Genomic DNA, 20,465 nt, shown 5'->3' on the forward strand with positions numbered 1-20,465 from the left:
GGCGGTTGCCGTCGGGCAGAGAGGTGCTCTTCGTTGACGCCCGCCGCTGCGGGCGGACACCCCCCGGCACGGCCCCTTGCCGCCGTACGCGACTGCCGGCCCGGTGGGGGCGACTCCGGCGGAGTCCCTTGCCGCCGTGCGCGACCGCGGGTGCGTTCGGGGCCCGGTCCGGCATGGCCCCTTGCCGCCGTACGCGACTGCCGGCCCGGTGGGGGCGACTCCGGCGGAGTCCCTTGCCGCCGTGCGCGAGCGCGGGTGCGTTCGGGGCCCGGTCCGGCATGGCCCCTTGCCGTCGTGTACGGGTGCGTTCGGGTCCCACCCTGGCGGAGTCCCTTGCCGCCGTGCGCGAGCGCGGGTGCGTTGGGGCCCGGTCCGGCAGAGGGCCTTGCGCCGTACGCGGCTTGCGGTGCGTGGGGTCAGGCGTCCGTTACCTCGGTTGACGGGGGCTCGTTGCTGCCTGGTCTGGTGCGGACCTCGTCCGTGCACTCGTAGCGGCGTGGGGGGTCCTGGGTGGGGCCGCCCAGGATCACCGAGCCGTCGCCCTCTGCGGCCGATGAGTCCGAGAAGGTGCAGACGATCTGGGCCAGGGCGTAGGACGTGAGGTTGTTGGGCGGGGTGCTCAGGCGGAGGGTCTCTTCCGGGTCGTCGCGGCGTGGGCCCGTCACGCCCATCGCGCCTCTGACGTCCGTGGTGTAGCCCGCCTCCTTCTCGGTGGCGGACGGTGTCGCCTCGAGTTGGTCGAGCAGGCCCTGGGCCACCAGGACGCGTCGGGCCGAGTCCGCCGTGCCGTCCGGTACGCGTACGGTGCGGTCCACGGCGACCAGTTGTGAGCCGCACAGCAGGAAGACCTGCACGGGTAGACCTCGCGCGGCCTGCGTCGAGATGTCCGGTTCGGAGAGGGAGCAGCGCACGCGGGAGGGGGCCGGGCCGAAGTCGGTGGGGACCTCGGTGGGGCGTATGCCGCAGCCGGAGAGCACGGCGGCCGAGAGGGCGGAGAGGGCCAGGAGACGGTGGCCGAGCTTGTACATCAGGCGTCTCCCCTCTTCTCGTCGTCGGCGTTCTTGCCGTTCTGCTGTTCCGGTTCCGAGGTGTCCCTGGGCAGGGTCAGGGTGAAGACCGCGCCGCCCTCGGGGGAGTTGGCGGCGGTGATCTCGCCGCCGTGGATGTGGGCGTTCTCCAGGGCGATGGACAGGCCCAGGCCGCTGCCCTCGGAGCGGGGGCGGGAGGCGCTGGCCTTGTAGAAGCGGTCGAAGACGTGGGGGAGTACGTCCTCGGGGATGCCGGGGCCGTGGTCCCGGACCTCGATGACGACCGAGTCGGGCGTGTAGCCGACCGAGACCCGGACCGGGGAGCCGCCGTGCTTGAGGGCGTTGCCGATCAGGTTGGCCAGGATGACGTCGAGGCGGCGGGGGTCGAGGCGGGTCATGATGCCGCGCTCGGCGTCCAGGTCGACCGCGTCCAGCCAGGCCCGGGCGTCGATGCAGGCGGTGATCTGGTCGGCGAGGTCGACGGCGTCGAGGACGAGGCGGGCCGTGCCCGCGTCGAAGCGGGTGACCTCCATCAGGTTCTCGACCAGGTCGTTCAGCCGGCGGGTCTCGCTGACCACGAGGCGTACGGCGGGCTCGATCATGGGGTCCATCGAGCCGGACTCGGCCTCCAGCTCCTCCTCGAGGACCTCGGTGACGGCGGTGATCGCGGTGAGCGGGGTGCGCAGTTCGTGGGACATGTCGGCCACGAAGCGGCGGGACGCCTCGTCGCGCGCGGCCATGTCGTCGACCCGCTTCTCCAGCGCCGCGGCGGCGTTGTTGAACGTCCGGGACAGATCGGCCAGTTCGTCCGTGCCGGAGACGCGCAGACGGGTGTCCAGCTTGCCCTCGCCGAGGCGGCGGGCGGCGACGCCGAGGCGCTGCACCGGCTTCAGTACGGTCGTGGCGGCGGCCTGCGCGAGCAGTGCGGAGCCGATCAGGGCGAGGCCGGTGGCGATGCCGAGCGACCAGGCGAGGGAGTTGAGGTCCTTGGCCTCCTGCTCCAGGGACTTGAGCATGTAGCCGGTCGGACCGCCGCCGTTGACCTTCGTGCCGGCGATCAGATACGGGGTGTCGTCCTCGACCATCCGCTGCCAGTACAGGTGGTACTCGGCCTTGTTGGAGGAGTTGACCTGCTGCTTCTCGTTCACCGCCGTGCGCAGGGACTTCGGTACGTCCGTGAGGGTGAAGCCGTCCAGGCCGCCGGAGCTGCCGTAGGCGGGCTTGCCCTCGGCGTCCTGGGCGACGAGGAGCACGCTGAAGCGCTGGCTGCTGTTGGCCATCTGGCCGGCGGTGTGCTGGAGTTCGTCCTGCGTGGGGTCCTCGGGCAGCAGGCCGGCGCGGTTCTGCATCTCCTGCTCGAAGTCGCGCAGCACCGCGTCCTGGGTGCGGGTCAGAACCGCCTCGCGGTTGAGCCAGTAGGCGATGCCGGACGCGGACACGGCGGCCGTGAGTGCGACGAGGCCGAACACGACCACCAGGCGGAGGCGCAGACTGGTGAAACGCAGCCTCGACCACACTCCCTTGCGAGCCGCGACCCAGCCGCGGAACCCCCCTTGCGCTTCTGTCACTGAGGCGCGTCCAGGCGGTAGCCGACACCACGGACGGTACGGATGAGGGTGGGGGAGGACGGGACGTCCTCGACCTTGGCGCGCAGTCGCTGGACGCAGGCGTCCACGAGGCGGGAGTCGCCGAGGTAGTCGTGCTCCCAGACCAGGCGCAGCAGCTGCTGGCGGGACAGGGCCTGGCCCGGGCGGCGGCTCAGTTCGAGCAGCAGGCGCAGCTCGGTCGGGGTGAGCTGGAGGTCCTCGCCGTTCTTGGTGACGGTCATGGCCGCACGGTCGATGACCAGGCTGCCGTAGGTCGCGGCGTCGTTCGACTCGCGTTCCCCGCGTCGCAGCACGGCACGGATGCGGGCGTCCAGGACCCGCCCCTGCACGGGTTTGACGATGTAGTCGTCCGCGCCGGACTCCAGTCCGACCACGATGTCGATGTCGTCGTTGCGCGCGGTCAGCAGGATGATCGGCAGCTGGTCGGTGCGCCGGATACGGCGGCACACCTCGAAGCCGTCGATACCGGGCAGCATCACGTCCAGCACGATCAGGTCCGGCCGCTGCTCACGCAGCAGTTTCAGACCGTCCTCGCCGGTGGCAGCGGTGGCCACACGGTGTCCCTGGCGAGTCAGTGAGAGCTCCAGGGCCGTACGGATGGCGTCGTCGTCCTCGATCAGCAACAGGGAAGGCACGGGGGTCATTCTGGCCCATGCGGGGGTGGTCTTTCGACACCTGTACGAGCAGTAGGGATACGTGCGCGTAGCGCTGTTGTCTGTGCTCGTTCTGTGCCGGTGCTGGGAGCGGGCTCTGGCACAGGCCCCTGTGACAGGTCTGTGACAGTCGGCGGACACGGCCATGAAGGTGCCCCGGCAAGCTTTTCGGCACAGGCAAGACAGCAGGACGCAACACAGCAGGACGCACCAAGCAGAACACCGGAAGTCCACGACGGGGGGCGCGAGATGAACACGCTGCACGGCACCAGCACCAGCGCAGTGATCACGCGTCTGCACGACGTGAACGGGGGCCGGGGTTCGGAGAAGTCCGGTGCCGTGAGCGGGCGGGGGTGCGCTCGCGGCACCGGGCGTCAGCACACCGCGTTCATGACGGTGGTTGACGGTTTCACGGGGGAAACGCACGGGGGAGCCGCGTACAGGGAGGACTCGGGGGAGCGTCGTCGCTCGCTGTCGGAGGCGGAGTTCACCGCCTACGTCCAGGAGCGCCGCGCCTCCCTGTACGCAACCGCCTACCACCTGACCGGTGACCGCTTCGAGGCCGAGGACCTGCTGCAGAGCGCGCTGTTCTCGACGTACAAGGCCTGGGACCGGATCAGTGACAAGGCCGCCGTCGGGGGTTACCTGCGGCGGACGATGACCAACCTGCACATCAGCGCGTGGCGCCGCCGCAAGCTGAACGAGTACCCGACCGAGGAGCTGCCGGAGACGCCCGGCGACACGGACGCGATGCGCGGCACCGAGCTGCGCGCGGTCCTGTGGCAGGCGCTGGCCCGGCTGCCCGAACTCCAGCGGACGATGCTGGTCCTTCGTTACTACGAGGGCCGCACCGACCCGGAGATCGCGGAGATCCTCGACATCAGTGTCGGCACGGTGAAGTCCAGCATCTGGCGGTCGCTCCGCCGGCTGCGCGAGGACGAGGTCCTCAGCTTCGGCCGTGACGAGGAGGACGCCTTCGGGGAGCTTGTCGCCTGAAGGTCCGGGGGGACCGCGGGGGAGCGGTAGCAAGTGGGGGGACCCACGGGGGTCGGGGGACCGACGGGGGCCCGTGGGGGAAACACCGGGGGAAGCACGGGGGAAACGGGGGACGCTCCACCACGGGGGAAACGGGTGGAGCACAACGAGAGCGGGGCTGGAGGGCCGGGGGGTCCGTCCAGTCCCGCTTCGCCGTGCGGTCAGCGGACCTTCATCAGGGTCGCCTCGGCGGGCGTGTCGCCCACTGCGATGGCGACGGACGGGTCCATGCCCTCGACCGCGTACGCGGTGATCCTGCCCTCGGGGACGGCGCCCCCGGGGGCGTTCGGGGTGTCGTCGCACCCAGGGACCGTGGCGGTGCCCAGCCTCTCCCCGACGGTGAAGTCGCTGCCTCCGACGTCCAGATAGGAGCGGTCGGCGTACGTCACCACATACGCACAGGAAGCCTCGGCCGCACCGCCGGGCTCCACGCCGCCCTCCCCCTCGCCGCAGCCGACGGCCGCGGTGAGGAGGAGGGCCGCCAGGAGCGGACGTCGGAGGGTACGGAGGGCTGTGGTCATCGGCTTCCTTTCCGCGGGACCGTTTCTACGGTCCTACGACGGAGTGGTCGCCGAGTTCGTTCAGCCGGCCGGAGTCGCCGCCGGGCGGCGGCCCGCAGCAGCCGCGGTGAGACGTCCGAGTGCCTCGTCGCGGTCGCAGGCGTGGGCGCCCAGGGATGTCTGGTGGGCGATGATCGAGCGCTCCAGGCGCATCAGGCGCCAGCCGCGGCGCAGGAGGAAGGGCACCGACTTGCGGCCCTCCTTCAGGTCGCGCAGGAAGCGGCGGCGGAAGGTCCGGACCGGGCCGCGGCTCAGGCACAGCGCGTCGGCCAGTACGCCGAGTTCCCGGCAGCGCGTCACTATCTCGGCCGCGAAGATGCCCTCCGCGATGAAGAGCGGGGTGCGGCCGATGTCGACGGTCTCCTCGCCGGTGCGGGCGCTCAGGGAGATGTCGTAGAGGGGCACCTGCGTACGGCTCGTGCGGCACAGTTCCGTGATCGCCGCGACGGCCGTGTCGGCGTCCCATGAGCCGGGGTGGTCCCAGTCGATGTCGGAGCTCCCGGGGACCTGGGGCAGGGTCGGGTCGTCGGCCTCTTTGTAGAAGTCGTCGAGCCGCAGTACCGGAAGACCGGAGCGGGCGGCGAGCAGGGACTTGCCGGAGCCGGAGGGGCCGCAGAGCAGCACGACTCGCGTCGGTATGGGCGATGGGGAACTCACGGGACACCAGTGTGAGGCATCGCCCGGCCCGGATACGACCCGGCGTACCGCGTTTGCAGTGCGCGTCACACCTCGACTACATCTCGCGTTCACCTCGGCACCCTGGGTGTCGGCGCGGTGGCAGAGAGCCGCGCTCCCCCTGGACGGAGGGGGAACGCGGCTCTCCGGTTCGAGGGGTCCGGCCTCAGTACGAGGAGCCCGACGCGCCGAGCGAACCCGTCGGGTGCCAGACGGTCTTGGTCTCCAGGAACGCCGTCATGCGGTCGATCCCGGGAGCGGCCGTGTAATCCACAGGCTGTGGACGCAGGACGCGCTTGAGGTTGTCCGCCGCGGCGATCTCCAGCTCCTTCGCCAGTACCTCGTCGGCGCCGGCCAGATCGATCGCGTTGACGTCCTGGTGCGCGGCCAGCGGCGTCGCGATCTCCGCCGTACGGCCGGACAGGACGTTGACGACACCGCCGGGCAGGTCGGAGGTGGCGAGCACCTCACCCAGCGACAGCGCCGGGAGCGGGGACTTCTCGGACGCCACCACGATCGCGGTGTTGCCCGTCGCGATCACCGGGGCGACGACCGAGACCAGGCCCAGGAAGGAGGACTCCTGCGGGGCCACGATCGCGACCACGCCCGTCGGCTCGGGGGAGGACAGGTTGAAGAACGGGCCCGCGACGGGGTTGCCGCCGCCCACGATCTGGGCGATCTTGTCCGTCCAGCCGGCGTACCAGACCCAGCGGTCGATCGCCGCGTCGACCTGCGCCGCCGACTTCGACTTGGACAGGCCTTCGGCGTCGGCGACTTCGCGGACGTACTGCTCGCGCCGGCCCTCCAGCATCTCGGCGACGCGGTAGAGGATCTGACCGCGGTTGTACGCCGTCGCCCCCGACCACGCGCCGAACGCCTTGCGCGCGGCGACCACCGCGTCCCGGGCGTCCTTGCGGGAGGAGAGGGGCGCGTTGGCCAGCCAGTTGCCCTTCGAGTCGGTCACTTCGTACACCCGGCCGCTCTCGGAGCGGGGGAACTTGCCCCCGACGTACAGCTTGTAGGTCTTGAAGACGGAGAGTCGGGTCGCGTCAGACATCGAGGTACGCCTCCAGGCCGTGGCGGCCGCCCTCGCGGCCGAAGCCCGACTCCTTGTAGCCGCCGAACGGCGACGTCGGGTCGAACTTGTTGAACGTGTTGGACCAGACGACGCCGGCGCGGAGCTTGTTGGCAACGGCCAGGATCCTCGACCCCTTCTCCGTCCAGATGCCCGCCGACAGGCCGTACGGGGTGTTGTTGGCCTTGGCGACGGCCTCGTCCGGCGTACGGAAGGTCAGGACCGACAGCACCGGGCCGAAGATCTCGTCGCGGGCGACCCGGTGCGCCTGGGTGACGTTCGTGAACAGCGTCGGGGCGAACCAGTAGCCGCTCTCCGGGATGTCACAGGCCGGCGACCAGCGCTCGGCGCCCTCCGACTCGCCCTGCTCCACGAGCGTGGTGATGCGGGAGAGCTGCTCCTCGGAGTTGATCGCGCCGATGTCGGTGTTCTTGTCGAGCGGGTCGCCGAGGCGCAGCGTGGAGAGCCTGCGCTTGAGGGACTCCAGCAGCTCCTCCTCGATCGACTCCTGGACCAGCAGCCGGCTGCCGGCGCAGCAGACCTGGCCCTGGTTGAAGAAGATCCCGTTGACGATCCCCTCGACCGCCTGGTCGATCGGGGCGTCGTCGAAGACGATGTTGGCGCCCTTGCCGCCGAGCTCCAGGGTGACCTTCTTGCGGCTGCCGGCGATCGTGCGCGCGATCTCCTTGCCGACGGCCGTGGAGCCGGTGAAGGCGACCTTGTTCACGTCCGGGTGCGCGACGACCGCGGCGCCGGCGTCGCCGTATCCGGGAAGGATGTTGACGACGCCCTTGGGCAGGCCCGCCTGGCGGCAGATGTCCGCGAAGAAGAGCGCGGAGAGGGGGGTCGTCTCGGCGGGCTTGAGCACCACCGTGTTGCCGGTGGCGAGCGCGGGCGCGATCTTCCAGGCCAGCATCAGCAGCGGGAAGTTCCACGGGATGACCTGGCCCGCGACGCCCAGGGGCTGGGGGTTCGCACCGTAGCCGGCGTGGTCGAGCTTGTCGGCCCAGCCCGCGTAGTAGAAGAAGTGCGCGGCGACCAGGGGGAGGTCGGCGTCGCGGGTCTCCTTGATCGGCTTGCCGTTGTCCAGGGTCTCCAGGACGGCCAGCTCTCGGCTGCGCTCCTGGACGATCCGGGCGATGCGGAACAGGTACTTCGCGCGCTCGGAGCCGGGCAGCGCCGACCACTTCTCGAAGGCCTTGCGGGCGGCCTTCACCGCGCGGTCCACGTCCGCCTCGCCGGCCTGGGCGATCTCGGCGAGGACCTCCTCGGTGGACGGCGAGACGGTCTTGAAGACCTTGCCGTCGGCCGCCTCCACGAACTCACCGTCGATGAACAGGCCGTACGACGGCGCGATGTCGACGATCGCGCGGGACTCGGGGGCCGGTGCGTATTCGAATACCGAAGCCATGGTGATCAGTCCACCGTCACGTAGTCGGGGCCGGAGTAGCGGCCGGTGGCCAGCTTCTGACGCTGCATGAGCAGGTCGTTCAGCAGCGAGGAGGCGCCGAAGCGGAACCAGTGGTTGTCCAGCCAGTCCTCACCGGCGGTCTCGTTGACCAGGACGAGGAACTTGACGGCGTCCTTGGTCGTCCGGATCCCGCCGGCCGGCTTCACACCCACCTGGATGCCGGTCTGGGCGCGGAAGTCGCGCACCGCTTCCAGCATAAGCAGGGTGTTCGCAGGGGTGGCGTTCACGGCGACCTTGCCGGTGGACGTCTTGATGAAGTCGGCTCCGCCCAGCATGCCGAGCCAGCTCGCCCGCCGGATGTTGTCGTACGTCGACAGCTCGCCGGTCTCGAAGATGACCTTGAGGCGGGCCGCCCCGCTGGCCTCCTTCACGGCGACGATCTCGTCGTACACCTTCATGTACTTCCCCGCGAGGAAGGCGCCGCGGTCGATGACCATGTCGATCTCGTCGGCGCCGGCGGCGACGGCCTCACGGACGTCCGCCAGCTTCACCTCCAGGGGCGCGCGGCCCGCGGGGAAGGCGGTGGCGACGGAGGCGACCTTCACGGTCGACCCGGCGACGGCCTCCTTGGCGGTGGCCACCATGTCGGGGTAGACGCAGACGGCCGCGGTCGGCGGGGTCGTACGGTCGGTGGGGTCGGGGTGGACCGCCTTGGCGCCGAGCGCCCGGACCTTGCCCGGGGTGTCCGCGCCTTCCAGCGTCGTCAGGTCGACCATCGAGATGGCGAGGTCGATGGCGTACGCCTTGGCGGTCGTCTTGATGGAACGGGTACCGAGGGACGCGGCCCGCCCCTCCAGGCCGACCGCGTCGACACCCGGCAGCCCGTGGAGGAAGCGGCGCAGCGTGCTGTCGGACGCGGCGACGTCCGTGAGTGCGTGAGCTGCGGCAGATGCATTGGTGGGCATGGTCACCAGACGAGCATATCTACGCGCGTAGCGGCTGTACACCCCGAGAAGGTGGATGACCGGAAAGTCGGGGGAACCGCCGCACCCTCAGGGGCGCGGGGAACTGCGCTCCCGGCCACACCCGACCCGCACCCGCGCACCGAGCACAGCCCCACGGCGAATGGGTGACCGGCCGGGCGGTGCGGCCATGCGGCACAATCGGCCCCATGACGACCCCCGAGCATCAGCCCCCCACCCCGGACCCCTTGTCGAAGGACCGGGTCTACCGCTCGCCCATGGGCATCGTCGGAGGCGTCCTGCTGCTGGGCCTCGGGCTCTGGCTCGGCATCGACGCCCTGGTGCGCGGCGAGGGCCGCACCCAGTGGCTGGCGCTCGCCGCGCTGATCCTCATCGTGCCGGTGGTGGCCGCCTTCACCCTGCGCCCGGCGGTGTACGCCAACCAGGAACGGCTGCGCATCCGCAACCCGCTCCGCGTGATCGTGCTGCCCTGGGGGCAGATCGCGGGGCTGCGGTCCGGCTACTCGAACGAGGTCGTCACCAAGTCCGGCAGCAAGTTCCAGCTCTGGGCGGTCCCGGTCTCGCTGCGGGCCCGCAAGAAGGCGGCGCGGCGCACGGCGCGGGCCGCTTCGCAGCGCAGCGCCGCCGCGCGCGGTGAGCGGAGCGGGGGCGGCGGTGCGGGCTTCGGCGGCGGAGGGGGGTTCGGCGGGCTCGGGTTCGGGGCGCCGCGCGGGGACGTGGACGCGGACGGGCCGATGCGGGCCGAGACCGACAAGGTCATGGACGACCTGCGTGAGCTGCTGGAGGACCGGGGGCAGGCGGAGTCCGCGCAGGGCGAGGTGACCGTGCGCTGGGCCTATGAGGTGGCGGGGCCGGCCGTCGCCGGGGCCGTGCTGCTGGTGATTCTGCTGGCGGTGGCCTGATGATTCTCTTTGCGGTGGCCTGATGATTCTGCTTGCGGTGGCCTGAGCGGCCCGCGAGCCACCCTGGCGGCCGGGGGCGCCGTGCCGTCCCTTAAGGCCCCCAAGCACCGGGTTCCGCCCCTAATTGGCAACGTTGTCCACTCCGTGCGGTGAGCGCTTTCTCGGGAGCTGTCCTAGGGGTTGCCGAGGGGCTACTTCGACATGAAGCGTGCGACCGGCAGGTACTTTGTCGGGTCTTTGCCTGCCCCGCCTCATTAGATTGCTGGTGCCGCCCCCTAACGCCTTACCTGCACGTTTACTCGTCCATGGGCGGCGGGGGTGGGGACATGGAACGGTCCGGCGAGGCGGGAAGATCCGCTGTCGCGGTGGTGGGCATGAGATGCCAGATCGACATCAACGGTGAGGGGGGATTCGGCTGGCGGCTCGTGGCGTCCAATGGGCGCTCGGTGGCCGTGTCGCTGACTTCGCACGACACGCACAATCGGTGCCGTGAGGCGTTCTTACGGCTCTGCCGGCGCCATGACGACATGGCCGGCGGTGTGCAGCACAGCGTCGAGGGCGGCGGGTGGGTGTGGGCGGTGTGGGACGCCTCGGGTTCCCATCTGGCCGGATCGGCCCGTACGTACGAGCGGCATGCGACATGCCGGTCCTCCTATGAGCGGTTCCGGGCGATGCTCCCCGAACTGGCTTACCCGGGACCGGAGTTGTGGGGCGAGACCTGAGCCGTCGGCCGTGCCGGAAGTTGCCCCCAGGGAACCTCTCGTTCACGCCTCGGGATGAGCATGTCAACCGATGCCCCGGAGTGTCGGGAACGTGCCTTCGCTCAGAAGATCCAGACAGCCGCAGCCCGTGACCGCCACAGCCGCCGGAGCCGTCGAAAGCGACGTGCCCCGGCGGCTGTACGCGGATCCGGGGCTGCCCGACCGTGTCTTCCGTGCGGTGCTGCGCTCCGGCGGCGGGCTGGTCCTGACCGTGATGCTGCTCGTCGGCGGCTTCCTGCTGTACCGAGCGTGGCTGGCGCTGGACCGGGCCGGCTGGTCGTTCCTGACCACCGCCGCCTGGGCACCGGACGCCGGGCGGTTCGGCATCGCGGCCGTGCTGGTCGGCACCGTCCTGATCGCCGCCGTCGCGGTGTGCGTGGCCGTACCGCTGGCCACCGGGGCGGCCCTGTACATCTCCGAGTACGCCCCGCCCCGGCTGCGCCGGACGCTGATCAGCGTCGTGGACCTGATGGCGGCGGTGCCGTCCGTGGTCTACGGCCTGTGGGGGGTGTTCCTCCTCCAGGACCGGGTGCTGCCGACCGCCCGCTGGATCGCCACCTACTTCGGCTGGATCCCGGTCTTCGACGTCCGGGGTGCCGACCCCGACGACCCGCTCGCACCGCCCAGCGTCTACACCTCCTCGACCTTCATCGCCGGTCTCGTCGTCGGCATGATGATCGCGCCCATCATCTGCTCGATCATGCGCGAGGTCTTCTCCCAGGCCCCGGCGGGTGAGCGCGAGGGCGCCTACGCGCTGGGCGCGACCCGCTGGGGCATGATCCGCTCCGTCGTCCTGCCGTTCGGGCGGGGCGGCATGATCGGCGGCACGATGCTGGGTCTCGGCCGCGCGCTCGGCGAGACGATCGCCGTCTTCATGATCATCTCGCTGACCTTCGACATCCAGTGGCACGTCCTGCAGTCCGGCACCAGCTCGGTCTCCTCGCTGATCGCCCTGCGCTACGGCGAGGCCAGCCAGTTCGGCATGTCCGCGCTGATGGCGGCCGGCTTCGCGCTGTTCGTGATGACCCTGATCGTCAACTTCGCCGCCTCCTCGATCGTCGCCCGGTCCCGCTCGGGCGCGTCGAGCGACGCCTGACGGGCGCCTGCCCTTACGCCTTCGCCCTCCCACGCCTTCGACTCCGGCCCCCGTACACCCCGGCCCCCGTACACCCCGTACACCGGAAAGAGCCCCCATGACCCTTGCCCCCGAGGCGCCGCAGCGGCCGCGCACGACGCTGCCGGGCCCGGTGCGGGCCGCCGCACCCGGCGGTGAGCGCCGGCGCGCCCTCACCGCGCTGCGCAGCACCGACGTCTACGCCGTGCTCGGCGCGGCCGCCGCCGCGCTGTCGCTGACCTGGCTGCTGTTCGGGCGGCTGCTGCCGTTCAACGGCGCCGTCGGCTTCGTCGTCACGGCGTACGGCCTGTTCCTGCTGGTGTACGCGCTGCTGGTGTCCTTCGACGAGGACGGCCCGGCCGTGGTCGACCGGATCGCGGCGGCGGTGGTGCGGTCGATGGGTGTGCTGATGGTGGCCATCCTGACGATCGTGGTGGTGTACGCCCTCGTCGAGGGCCGCCGGGCCCTGGTGCACCTGAACTTCTTCACCGAGGACATGTCGCTCGCGGGCCCCCTGGAGCCGCTCACCGTCGGCGGTGCCCTGCACGCGGCGGCGGGCACGCTCATCCAGATCACCGTCGCCCTGCTGATCACCGTTCCGGCCGGGCTGGTCTGCGCGGTGTTCCTCAACGAGGTGCCGGGCCCCTTCGCCCGGTTCGTACGCACCATCGTCGAAGCCATGACAGCGTTGCCATCGATCGTGGCGGGTCTGTTCATCTACGCGACCGTGATCCTGGGCCTCGGCATGGACCAGTCCGGCATCGCCGCCTCGCTCGCCCTGTCCGTGATGATGCTGCCGATCATCATCCGCGCCGCGGACGTCGTCATCCGTCTGGTGCCCGGCACCCTGCGCGAGGCCGCGTACGCCATGGGTACGTCACGCTGGCGCACGGTCTGGCACGTCGTCCTGCCGACCTGCCGCTCGGGCCTGACCACCTCGGTGATCCTCGGCACCGCGCGGGGCATCGGCGAGACCTCCCCGGTGCTGCTGACCGCGGGCTTCACCAACGAGCTCAACCTCGATCCGCTGCACGGCCACATGGTCTCCCTGCCGCTGGCGACCTTCGAGTTCGTCAGGTCGCCCGAGCCCACCATGGTCGCCCGCGGCTTCGGTACGGCATCGCTGCTCATGGTGCTGGTGCTGCTGCTGTTCGTGGCGGCACGCATCGTCGGCGGCCGTGGGCCGGGGCAGTTGAGCCGCCGCCAGGAACACCGGCGGGTGCTCGCCTCACGGCGTGACGCGCGTCGCTTCGCCGAGCGCGGCCCCCGTCCGGCCCACCCCGCCGTCTCCAACGACCAGCCCGTCAACCTCCGTACGCAACCCGGGAGTCCGTCGTGAAACCCGCCACTCGCTTCCGTCTGGCGGCCACCGTGCTGTCACTGCTGTGCGCGCTGCTCGCCGTCAACACACCGCCGGCCGCAGCCGCTTCCTACGCCAAGATCACCGGCTCCGGATCCACCTGGAGCGCCAACGCCGTCCAACAGTGGGTCCGCAACGTCAAGGCCAACTACGGCATGACGGTCAACTTCACGGCCAACGGCTCCTCGCAGGGCCGTGAGCAGTTCAGGAACAACACCGTCGACTTCGCGGTCTCCGAGATCCCGTACGGCCTGAAGGAGCAGGGCATCACGGACCAGCCGCCGCGGCGCGGCTACGCCTACATGCCGATCGTCGCCGGCGGTACGGCGTTCATGTACAACCTCAAGATCAACGGCAGGATGGTGACCAACCTCCGCCTGTCCGGCGGCACCATCGCCAAGATCTTCACCGGGAAGATCACGCGCTGGAACGACGCCGCGATCCGCTCCGACAACCCGGGCCTGACCCTGCCGGCCCGCGCGATCGTCCCGGTCGTGCGCTCCGACGGCTCCGGCACGAGCGCCCAGTTCACCACCTGGCTGTCCAAGGAGCACGGCCCGGTGTGGGCCGACTACTGCTCCCGCACCGGCCGGGGCTCCGGCAACTGCGGCATGACCTCCAACTACCCGCTGCTCAGCGGCTCCGCGATGGTCTCCAAGTCGGGCTCGCTCGGTGTCTCCGGCCATGTCCGCCAGCCCTCCGGCGAGGGCGCCATCACCTACGTCGAGTACTCCTACGCCAAGAACACCGGCTTCCCCGTGGCCAAGGTGCTCAACAAGGACAACTACTACGTCGAGCCGACCGCCGCGAGCGTGGCCGTGGCCCTCACCAAGGCCGAGATCAACGACAACCCGAGGTCGGTCAACTACCTGACCCAGATCCTCGACAAGGTCTACGCCAACGCGGACGCCCGCACCTACCCGCTGTCCAGCTACAGCTACATGATCATGCCCACCAAGGAGGAGGCCGGCTTCACCAAGGCCAAGGGCAACTCGCTGGGCACGTTCGGCCGTTACTTCCTGTGCGACGGGCAGCAGCAGGCAGAACAGCTCGGCTATTCACCGCTGCCGAAGAATCTCGTCCAGGCCGGCTTCGACCAGCTGCGCAAGGTGCCCGGCGCGCCCACCGGCTCCATCAACATCAACGACTGCCGCAACCCGACCTTCTCGGGCGGCGTGAACACCCTGATCAAGAACGCCCCCTTCCCCAAGTCCTGCGACAAGAAGGGGTCCACCCAGTGCTCGGACGGCACCGCCGGCGCCGCGGGCACCGATACGCCCGTCAAGCCGGGTGCGCAGGGCGGCGGCAACGGCGGCTCCGGGGGCTCGGGTTCGTCCACCGGCGGCTCGGGGTCCGGCGGCTCCGGCGGCGGTGCGGGCGCCACGGGCGGCTCCGGCGGCAGCGGTGCCACGGCCGACGCCGACGGGGACGGGCAGCCCGACACGACCGGGGGTGCCGCGGCCGGGGGCTCCTCCGGCGGGGTGATCGACCCCGACACCGGTGAGCTGGTCAGCGCCGCCGGGACGGGCGCCGGCGACACCTCCGTCGCCGCCAACCCGGTCAGCCTCGCCTCCGGCAACGCCTTCGGGCTGCGCGGCGCCCTGATGGCGCTGTCCGCCGTCCTGCTCGTCGCGGTGGTCATAGGACCGCCGCTCACCGCGCGGGCCCTCGCGGCACGCAACCGCCGCAAGGGGGAGTTCTGATGCGATCGCCGATACGGACAGGGAACCCGAGAGCGGGGGCACCTCCCGGGCACCGACGGGCCGCCGTGGGCGTGGGCGCCCTGCTCGCCGCAGTCGTCCTCGCCCTGCTGCCGCTGCCCGACGGGGCGGACCAGGCGCGGGCGGCCACGGCCGAGAGCTCGGCGGTCACCAAGAGCGGGGCGAAGGGCAGGTACGACGACTTCTCCGGCCTCAAGGTCACCGTGCACCAGACCAAGGGGCTGCGGTGGCAGGGCGTCAGGGTGTCGTGGACGGGCGGCAGGCCCGCGCCGACACGGGGCCTGTTCAACTTCCTGCAGATCATGCAGTGCTGGGGCGACGACCCGGCCAAGGGGCCGGACCGGACGCGGTGCGAGTTCGGGAACGAGGCCAGGATCCCGCCCGGCACCGGCCGGCAGGTCGCGCCCGCGTCCGATCCCCTGGAGACGGACGACTTCGCCACGGACGAGTTCGGCAGCACCTTCGCCCCGTTCCGGCCGGTGACCGGACCCGCGACCACGTCGAGGCTCGACACCACCTACTTCAGCGCCGGGGACACCAACTCCCTGTCCTGGCTGCCCAATGACGGGGGCGGCGCGGGCGAGGCGGTCTTCGAGATGAAGTCCGCGCTGGAATCGGAGTACCTGGGCTGCGGGGCGCGCACCACGTCGGGCGGGCAGGTCCGGCCCTGCTGGCTGGTCGTGGTGCCCCGGGGGGAGCACGAGCCCGACGGCACCTCGGACGTCAACCGCACGACCCTCACCTCGGCGCTCAGCAAGTCCAACTGGGAGCAGCGGATCGTCTTCCGCCTCGACTTCGAGCCGGTCACGGACAGCTGCGACCCCGACAAGCCGGAGCGCGTGATCATGGGCTCCGAGCTGGCCACCGACGCGGTCACGTCATGGCAGAGCGAGCTGTGCCGGACCGGCACCCACCGGTTCACCTATACGCAGTCCGGCGAGGAGGTCGCCAGGGAGACCATCATGGCGCCGAGCGACTTCTCGGCGGGGCTCGCCATGACCCTGGATCCGGTGCGGCCGGCCGAGGGGGCGGCCCAGGTGGTCCACGGGCCCGTCGCCGTCAGCGGCCTGGCGATCGGTTTCGTCTGGATGTACGAGAAGGAGTCCTTCAACTACACACCCCTGAAGGAGCTCAAACTCAACCAGCGACTGCTGGCCAAGGCGCTCACCCAGTCGTACGCCGGATCCCTCGTCTCGTCCCAGGAACCCGTACCCGACCACCTTTCCGGAAATCCGCGATACATCGGCGGCGACCCGGAATTCCTGAAGCTCAATCCCGATTTCAAGGGCCACGACTTCAATTCGCCGATCGGCCTGGTCGTCACGTCGGAGAACACCGACTCCGCCCGCATGATGTGGGAGTACATTCTCGCGGACCCCGACGCGCGGAAGTTCCTGGCGGGGGAGAAGGACTCCTGGGGCATGAAGGTCAACCCGGAATACCTTCAGGACGGGGTGATCTCGGATGCCACGGACTACTTCCCCAAGGCCGACCTGACCCCCACGACCGTCGCGTGCAGCGGCGGGGCCGCCGGGCTCACCATGAAGCGCACCGGGCAGGAAGTGGTGCCGTACGCGCTCGACATGCACGAGTCGGCGGTGAAGATCCGCCGTGGTGACATCGGCACCGCCTTCGAGTGCACCGCGAATCAGAGCATCACGAAATGGGCGACCGTCGAGCGCCCGACCCCGGTGAGCCAGCGTCAGTTCGGCGTCGTGGACAACGTCTCCGCCGTGCGCTACCAGCTCAACACCGCCGCCCTGCCCAACGCCGACGGCGACTACGTCAAGCCGAGCGACGCCTCCCTGCTCAAGGCGGTCGCGCAGATGCCTGACTCGGACGTGTCCGGCGTCAAGAAGCCCGATCCGGCGAAGATGAAGGACGGCGCCTACCCGCTGACCGCCGTGGTCTACGCGGCGGCCTCGCTGGACCAGGCCAAGGCGGCACGGCAGGACTACGCCAAGGCCATCCGGTACGCGGCCGGCCAGGGCCAGACCCCGGGCACCGCGAGCGGCCAACTGCCCCGCGGGTACGCCCCGCTGCCCGCGGCGCTGCGTCAGCAGGCGGAGAAGGCGGCCGGACAGCTGGAGAAGGGCGTGGCCGGCGCCGGCGACACACCGTCCACCGTCCCGCCCGGAACCGACGGCGGAGGCGGCACGGCCGTCAGCGGCCTCTCAGGCGGCACCGGCGGCGGCGGTCTGACCGGCGGCGACGCGACGGGCACGACAGGCGATACGACCGCTCCAGGGACGGCGGACTCCTCCTCGGCCTCCTCAGCCTCCTCGGCCACCGCGGCACCGACGGAGACCGACCCGGCGAAGCAGAACGTGGCCCAGTCCGGCGGGCCCACCCCCTCCGAGGTGCTCGGGCTGATCCGCTGGGTGCTGCTCGGCGTACTGATCGCGGGCGGCGTGGCGGCGCTCGCAGGTCCGGTCATGCTGCGGCTCTCGCTGCGCGGAGCGGGCAGCGGCTGACCGTTCCCACCCAGATTCCGGAATTCCCCGGGGTGCGGGCGACCGGCAACCCCGGGGAATTCCCGCACAATTCAGTGAATTCCCTTGGATTCACCTAGGCAAGGGACTCGTAACCTGATGGGCGGCTGGAATTGGTGGCCGCCTCGGTTGAACCGCGGAATTGTTCTGCCGTGCATCGCCCGCAATCCGTCGCAATCCGTTTTCTGCGGAGGAGAACTGAAGTGAACGTCAAATCCCGTGCTTTCGCCGGTGCCGTCGTCGGTGCCGCCGCCCTGAGCCTCAGCGTGATGGCGCCCGTCGCCTCGGCGGACCCGGCCGCGGGTGACTTCCGCGTCCTCGCCGGTGTCGGTTCCGACACGACCCAGGACGTCCTCAACGGCCTCGGCGACTCCATCGACGGCGGCACGCTGATCGCCTCGTACGACGCGACCGGCACCTCCCCCGTCAAGACCCGTGCGGCCGGCTGTTCCCTCGCCCGCCCGAACGGCTCCTCGCAGGGCATCACCGCGCTGAACAACGACATCGACACCGGCGCCGGCTGCCTGGACTTCGCCCGCTCCTCGCGCGGTGTCGTGACCGCCGGCACCGACCTGACCTGGATCCCGTTCGCGTCGGACAAGCTCACCGTGGCGGCCCGCTCCAACAGCCCGCTCAGCGGCGTGAACTTCACCACGGCCCAGCTCAAGGCCATCTACGAGTGCACCCTGACCTCGGTGAACGGCAACCCCGTCACCCCGCTGATCCCGCAGAGCGGGTCCGGCACCCGCAGCTTCTTCCTGACCCAGATCGGCAACCCGACCCTGGGCTCCTGCGTCGGCACCATGCAGGAGCACGACGGCCGGGCGGTCACCTCCACCGCGCACATCGCCCCGTACTCCGTGGCGAAGTACACCGCCCAGACCGGCGGTCTGATCGAGGACGTGCACGGTGCCACCGTCCTCACCACCATCGACGGCGGCCAGTACAGCCGTCCCGTCTACAACGTCGTCGAGACCGCGCGGCTGAACGAGGCCGTCATCGCCGACACCTTCGTGGGCGCCGACTCCAAGGTCTGCCAGGACGCCTTCACGACCGAGCTCTACGGCTTCGGCACGGTCGCCGACTGCGGCAGCACCGGCCTCAAGGGCGAGAACTGATCGCCGCGCAGTAACCCCGCACAGGCCGGGCGCCCTCTGGGTGCCCGGCCCTCGCGGCGTATCCATCCACCATCCGAACCCCGTGGGGGGACCACCGCAATGAACCACCGACTCGCACAACTCCGCTCGCCAGTGGCGCTGTTGACGTGCTGTGCGCTGCTGTGCGCCGCCCTGGCCGGCGTGCTCTCCTTCGCCGGCCGGGCCAGCGCGGCCGCCACGGACCTCGGCAAGTTCACGCTCAGCCCGGCCACGGGGAAGATCGCGACCGACCCGCCGGCCACCTCCGCCACGTCGAGCGCCGGCTGCGCGGACCAGACGACCACCCCGAACACCCCGTACCTGTGGGTGTACCGGCCGTCGAACCCCAGCGTCGGGGTTCCCATCGCCGTCTCCGAGTCGACGATCCCGACCGGCACGGAGCCGTTCACGGTGAACCTCAAGGCGCTGCCCACCCCGAGGACCCTGGAGGCGGCGCTGAAGGCGTTCGTCCCCACCGGGCCCCTCGACGGCACGTACACGCTGGGTCTCTCCTGCCGCAGCGGCCTCACCTCGCCCCGCTTCCTCGCCAAGGTCCGGGTGGCGGGCGACACCTGGACGCTGCTGGAGCAGCAGGCCACGACCCTCACCCTGAGCGCGACCGACGGTGTGGCCGTCAACGGCGACCTCAAGCTGACCGCCACGCTGACGCCGCCCGCCGCGACGGGCACCGTGGAGTTCAAGGAGGGCGCGACCTCGCTCGGCACGGCCGAGGTGACCGGCGGCAAGGCCGAACTCACCATCAAGGCCCCGTCGATCGGCGGCCCCCACACCTACACGGCCGCCTTCAAGTCCGCCGACCCCGACGCCTACGGCGACGCCACCGGCAGCGACCCGGTCGGCATCGGCTACCTCCTCACCGCAAAGGACGCCGACGGCAACGCCCTCGGGGACAAGCCGAAGCTCGCCATCGGCCAGAAGGTGAAGATCACCGTGCAGGGCTTCACCCCGGGGGCCACGGTCAAGGTGTCCCAGTCCCCGACGACCGGCGCGACCTTCACGGACGCGACCGCGAACGCCGAAGGAACCGTCGCCGGCTACGAGTACACGGTCCCCGACCGCACGATCACCGGCGACACCAACGTGTTCTTCGACGAGGCCGGCTCGGCCAACCACCGCGCGAGCTTCGACTTCGCGGCCAGCGACGAGGAGCCCTCACCCGACCCCACCGACCCGGCCGACCTGGAGGTGACCGACGAGGACGGCAACACCCTCGACGCGAACCCCCACCTCACCCCCGGCCAGAAGGTGACCATCACCGCCCGCGGCTACACGGCCGACGCCACCGTCGAGGTCACCCTCGCCGACAGCGAGGAGACCTTCGAGAACGCCAAGGCCACCGCCGAAGGGGCGGTCGAGAAGTACGCGTTCACCGTCCCCGAGGACATCGCGGACGGCGACCACGTGCTGACACTGGCCGAGGACAAGACGGACGGCCACGCGGTCGACTTCGCCTTCACGACCGGCGAGACCGACGAGAGCCCCGAGCCGACCCCGTCCGACTCGACCGGCGCAGACACCGGCGGCACGGACACCGGCGGCACGGGCACCGGCGGCACGGGCACCGGCGGCGTCACCGGCGGCGACACAGGCACCGGCTCGATGGCCTCCACAGGCGCCCAGATCGGCACCATCGCCCTGACGGCCCTGGCACTCCTCTGCGCGGGCGCGGCCCTCACCCTCCACATCCGCCGCAAGGGCCTGCTGACCTTCGGCGGCGACACCCCCCGGCACCACTGAAACCGCACACCGGGGGCGCCCACCGAAGCGCCCCCGGTAGAGGCGGCGGCGTACCCCCACCGCCGGCACCCGCGTACGGCGGCAAGGGGCCGGGGTGGGGGGTGTCCGCCCGCAGCGGCGGGCGTCAACAAACGCCCGCCTCCCTGCCCGACGGCAACCGCCCGACCGAGGACGGACACCCCCCACCCCGGCCC

Annotated in this window: 17 protein-coding genes; 9 read left to right on the forward strand and 8 right to left on the reverse strand. The window is 70.9% G+C overall.

Annotation, left to right across the window (positions count from 1 at the left end; all coding sequences use genetic code 11):
• Window positions 1-416 precede the first annotated feature (416 nt).
• The 3 genes from ACFQ6S_RS42685 to afsQ1 are packed head-to-tail and all read right to left on the reverse strand — an operon-like array spanning window position 417 to window position 3,270.
• Entirely contained in the window at window positions 417-1,028 is a 612-nt protein-coding gene (locus ACFQ6S_RS42685; RefSeq protein ID WP_383421734.1) for a hypothetical protein, read from the reverse strand.
• Complete coding sequence (locus tag ACFQ6S_RS42690; RefSeq protein ID WP_383421737.1) at window positions 1,028-2,596, reverse strand: ATP-binding protein; 1,569 nt, start codon at window positions 2,594-2,596, stop codon at window positions 1,028-1,030. Before ACFQ6S_RS42690 ends, ACFQ6S_RS42685 begins: the two co-directional genes overlap by 1 nt.
• Window positions 2,593-3,270, reverse strand: a complete 678-nt coding sequence (gene afsQ1 / locus ACFQ6S_RS42695) for a two-component system response regulator AfsQ1 (protein ID WP_190072356.1) — start codon at window positions 3,268-3,270, stop codon at window positions 2,593-2,595. Before afsQ1 ends, ACFQ6S_RS42690 begins: the two co-directional genes overlap by 4 nt.
• Window positions 3,271-3,537: 267 nt before the next feature.
• On the opposite strand from afsQ1, the gene ACFQ6S_RS42700 reads away from it, so the two are divergent.
• Window positions 3,538-4,284 carry a SigE family RNA polymerase sigma factor gene (locus ACFQ6S_RS42700; RefSeq protein ID WP_383421741.1) on the forward strand — a complete coding sequence of 249 codons (747 nt, stop codon included), beginning with the start codon at window positions 3,538-3,540 and terminating at the stop codon, window positions 4,282-4,284.
• A gap of 200 nt (window positions 4,285-4,484) precedes the next feature.
• Here ACFQ6S_RS42700 and ACFQ6S_RS42705 read toward each other — a convergent pair whose 3' ends face one another.
• From ACFQ6S_RS42705 to deoC, 5 genes are all read right to left on the reverse strand, one after another.
• Window positions 4,485-4,844, reverse strand: a complete 360-nt coding sequence (locus tag ACFQ6S_RS42705) for a DUF6281 family protein (protein WP_383421743.1) — start codon at window positions 4,842-4,844, stop codon at window positions 4,485-4,487.
• 60 nt (window positions 4,845-4,904) lie between these two features.
• Window positions 4,905-5,540, reverse strand: coding sequence for a uridine kinase (locus tag ACFQ6S_RS42710; RefSeq protein ID WP_383421746.1), 636 nt, complete (start codon window positions 5,538-5,540; stop codon window positions 4,905-4,907).
• 184 nt (window positions 5,541-5,724) lie between these two features.
• On the reverse strand, window positions 5,725-6,615 hold the full coding sequence (locus ACFQ6S_RS42715; protein ID WP_383421749.1) for an aldehyde dehydrogenase family protein: 891 nt from the start codon (window positions 6,613-6,615) through the stop codon (window positions 5,725-5,727).
• A complete protein-coding gene (locus ACFQ6S_RS42720; protein ID WP_383421752.1) occupies window positions 6,608-8,044 on the reverse strand; it encodes an aldehyde dehydrogenase family protein in 1,437 nt (478 codons plus the stop codon). The genes ACFQ6S_RS42715 and ACFQ6S_RS42720 overlap by 8 nt, the downstream gene beginning before the upstream one ends.
• Window positions 8,045-8,049: 5 nt before the next feature.
• Window positions 8,050-9,009 carry a deoxyribose-phosphate aldolase gene (deoC, locus tag ACFQ6S_RS42725; protein WP_383421778.1) on the reverse strand — a complete coding sequence of 320 codons (960 nt, stop codon included), beginning with the start codon at window positions 9,007-9,009 and terminating at the stop codon, window positions 8,050-8,052.
• Window positions 9,010-9,215: 206 nt separating this feature from the next.
• On the opposite strand from deoC, the gene ACFQ6S_RS42730 reads away from it, so the two are divergent.
• The 8 genes from ACFQ6S_RS42730 (at window position 9,216) to ACFQ6S_RS42765 (ending at window position 20,271) form a co-directional block, all read left to right on the forward strand.
• Window positions 9,216-9,929, forward strand: coding sequence for a PH domain-containing protein (locus tag ACFQ6S_RS42730; protein WP_383421755.1), 714 nt, complete (start codon window positions 9,216-9,218; stop codon window positions 9,927-9,929).
• A 374-nt stretch (window positions 9,930-10,303) separates the two neighbouring features.
• The gene (locus ACFQ6S_RS42735; RefSeq protein ID WP_383421758.1) at window positions 10,304-10,651 is read left to right on the forward strand and encodes a hypothetical protein; all 348 of its coding nucleotides are present in this window, start codon (window positions 10,304-10,306) and stop codon (window positions 10,649-10,651) included.
• Between the two features lie 127 nt (window positions 10,652-10,778).
• Window positions 10,779-11,786 (forward strand): phosphate ABC transporter permease subunit PstC, encoded by a 1,008-nt coding sequence (gene pstC / locus ACFQ6S_RS42740; protein WP_383421761.1) that lies wholly within the window; start codon window positions 10,779-10,781, stop codon window positions 11,784-11,786.
• A 97-nt stretch (window positions 11,787-11,883) separates the two neighbouring features.
• On the forward strand, window positions 11,884-13,143 hold the full coding sequence (gene pstA, locus ACFQ6S_RS42745; RefSeq protein WP_383421764.1) for a phosphate ABC transporter permease PstA: 1,260 nt from the start codon (window positions 11,884-11,886) through the stop codon (window positions 13,141-13,143).
• The gene (gene pstS, locus ACFQ6S_RS42750) at window positions 13,140-14,867 is read left to right on the forward strand and encodes a phosphate ABC transporter substrate-binding protein PstS (protein WP_383421767.1); all 1,728 of its coding nucleotides are present in this window, start codon (window positions 13,140-13,142) and stop codon (window positions 14,865-14,867) included. Before pstA ends, pstS begins: the two co-directional genes overlap by 4 nt.
• On the forward strand, window positions 14,867-17,359 hold the full coding sequence (locus ACFQ6S_RS42755; protein WP_383421769.1) for a hypothetical protein: 2,493 nt from the start codon (window positions 14,867-14,869) through the stop codon (window positions 17,357-17,359). The genes pstS and ACFQ6S_RS42755 overlap by 1 nt, the downstream gene beginning before the upstream one ends.
• A gap of 221 nt (window positions 17,360-17,580) precedes the next feature.
• Window positions 17,581-18,495: a substrate-binding domain-containing protein gene (locus tag ACFQ6S_RS42760; RefSeq protein ID WP_383421772.1), complete on the forward strand. Its 915-nt coding sequence runs from the start codon at window positions 17,581-17,583 to the stop codon at window positions 18,493-18,495.
• Window positions 18,496-18,594: 99 nt separating this feature from the next.
• Window positions 18,595-20,271, forward strand: a complete 1,677-nt coding sequence (locus ACFQ6S_RS42765; protein WP_383421775.1) for an Ig-like domain repeat protein — start codon at window positions 18,595-18,597, stop codon at window positions 20,269-20,271.
• Window positions 20,272-20,465: the final 194 nt, after the last annotated feature.

The organism is Streptomyces sp. NPDC056479 (assembly GCF_042795335.1).
In the GTDB taxonomy this organism is placed as follows: domain Bacteria; phylum Actinomycetota; class Actinomycetes; order Streptomycetales; family Streptomycetaceae; genus Streptomyces.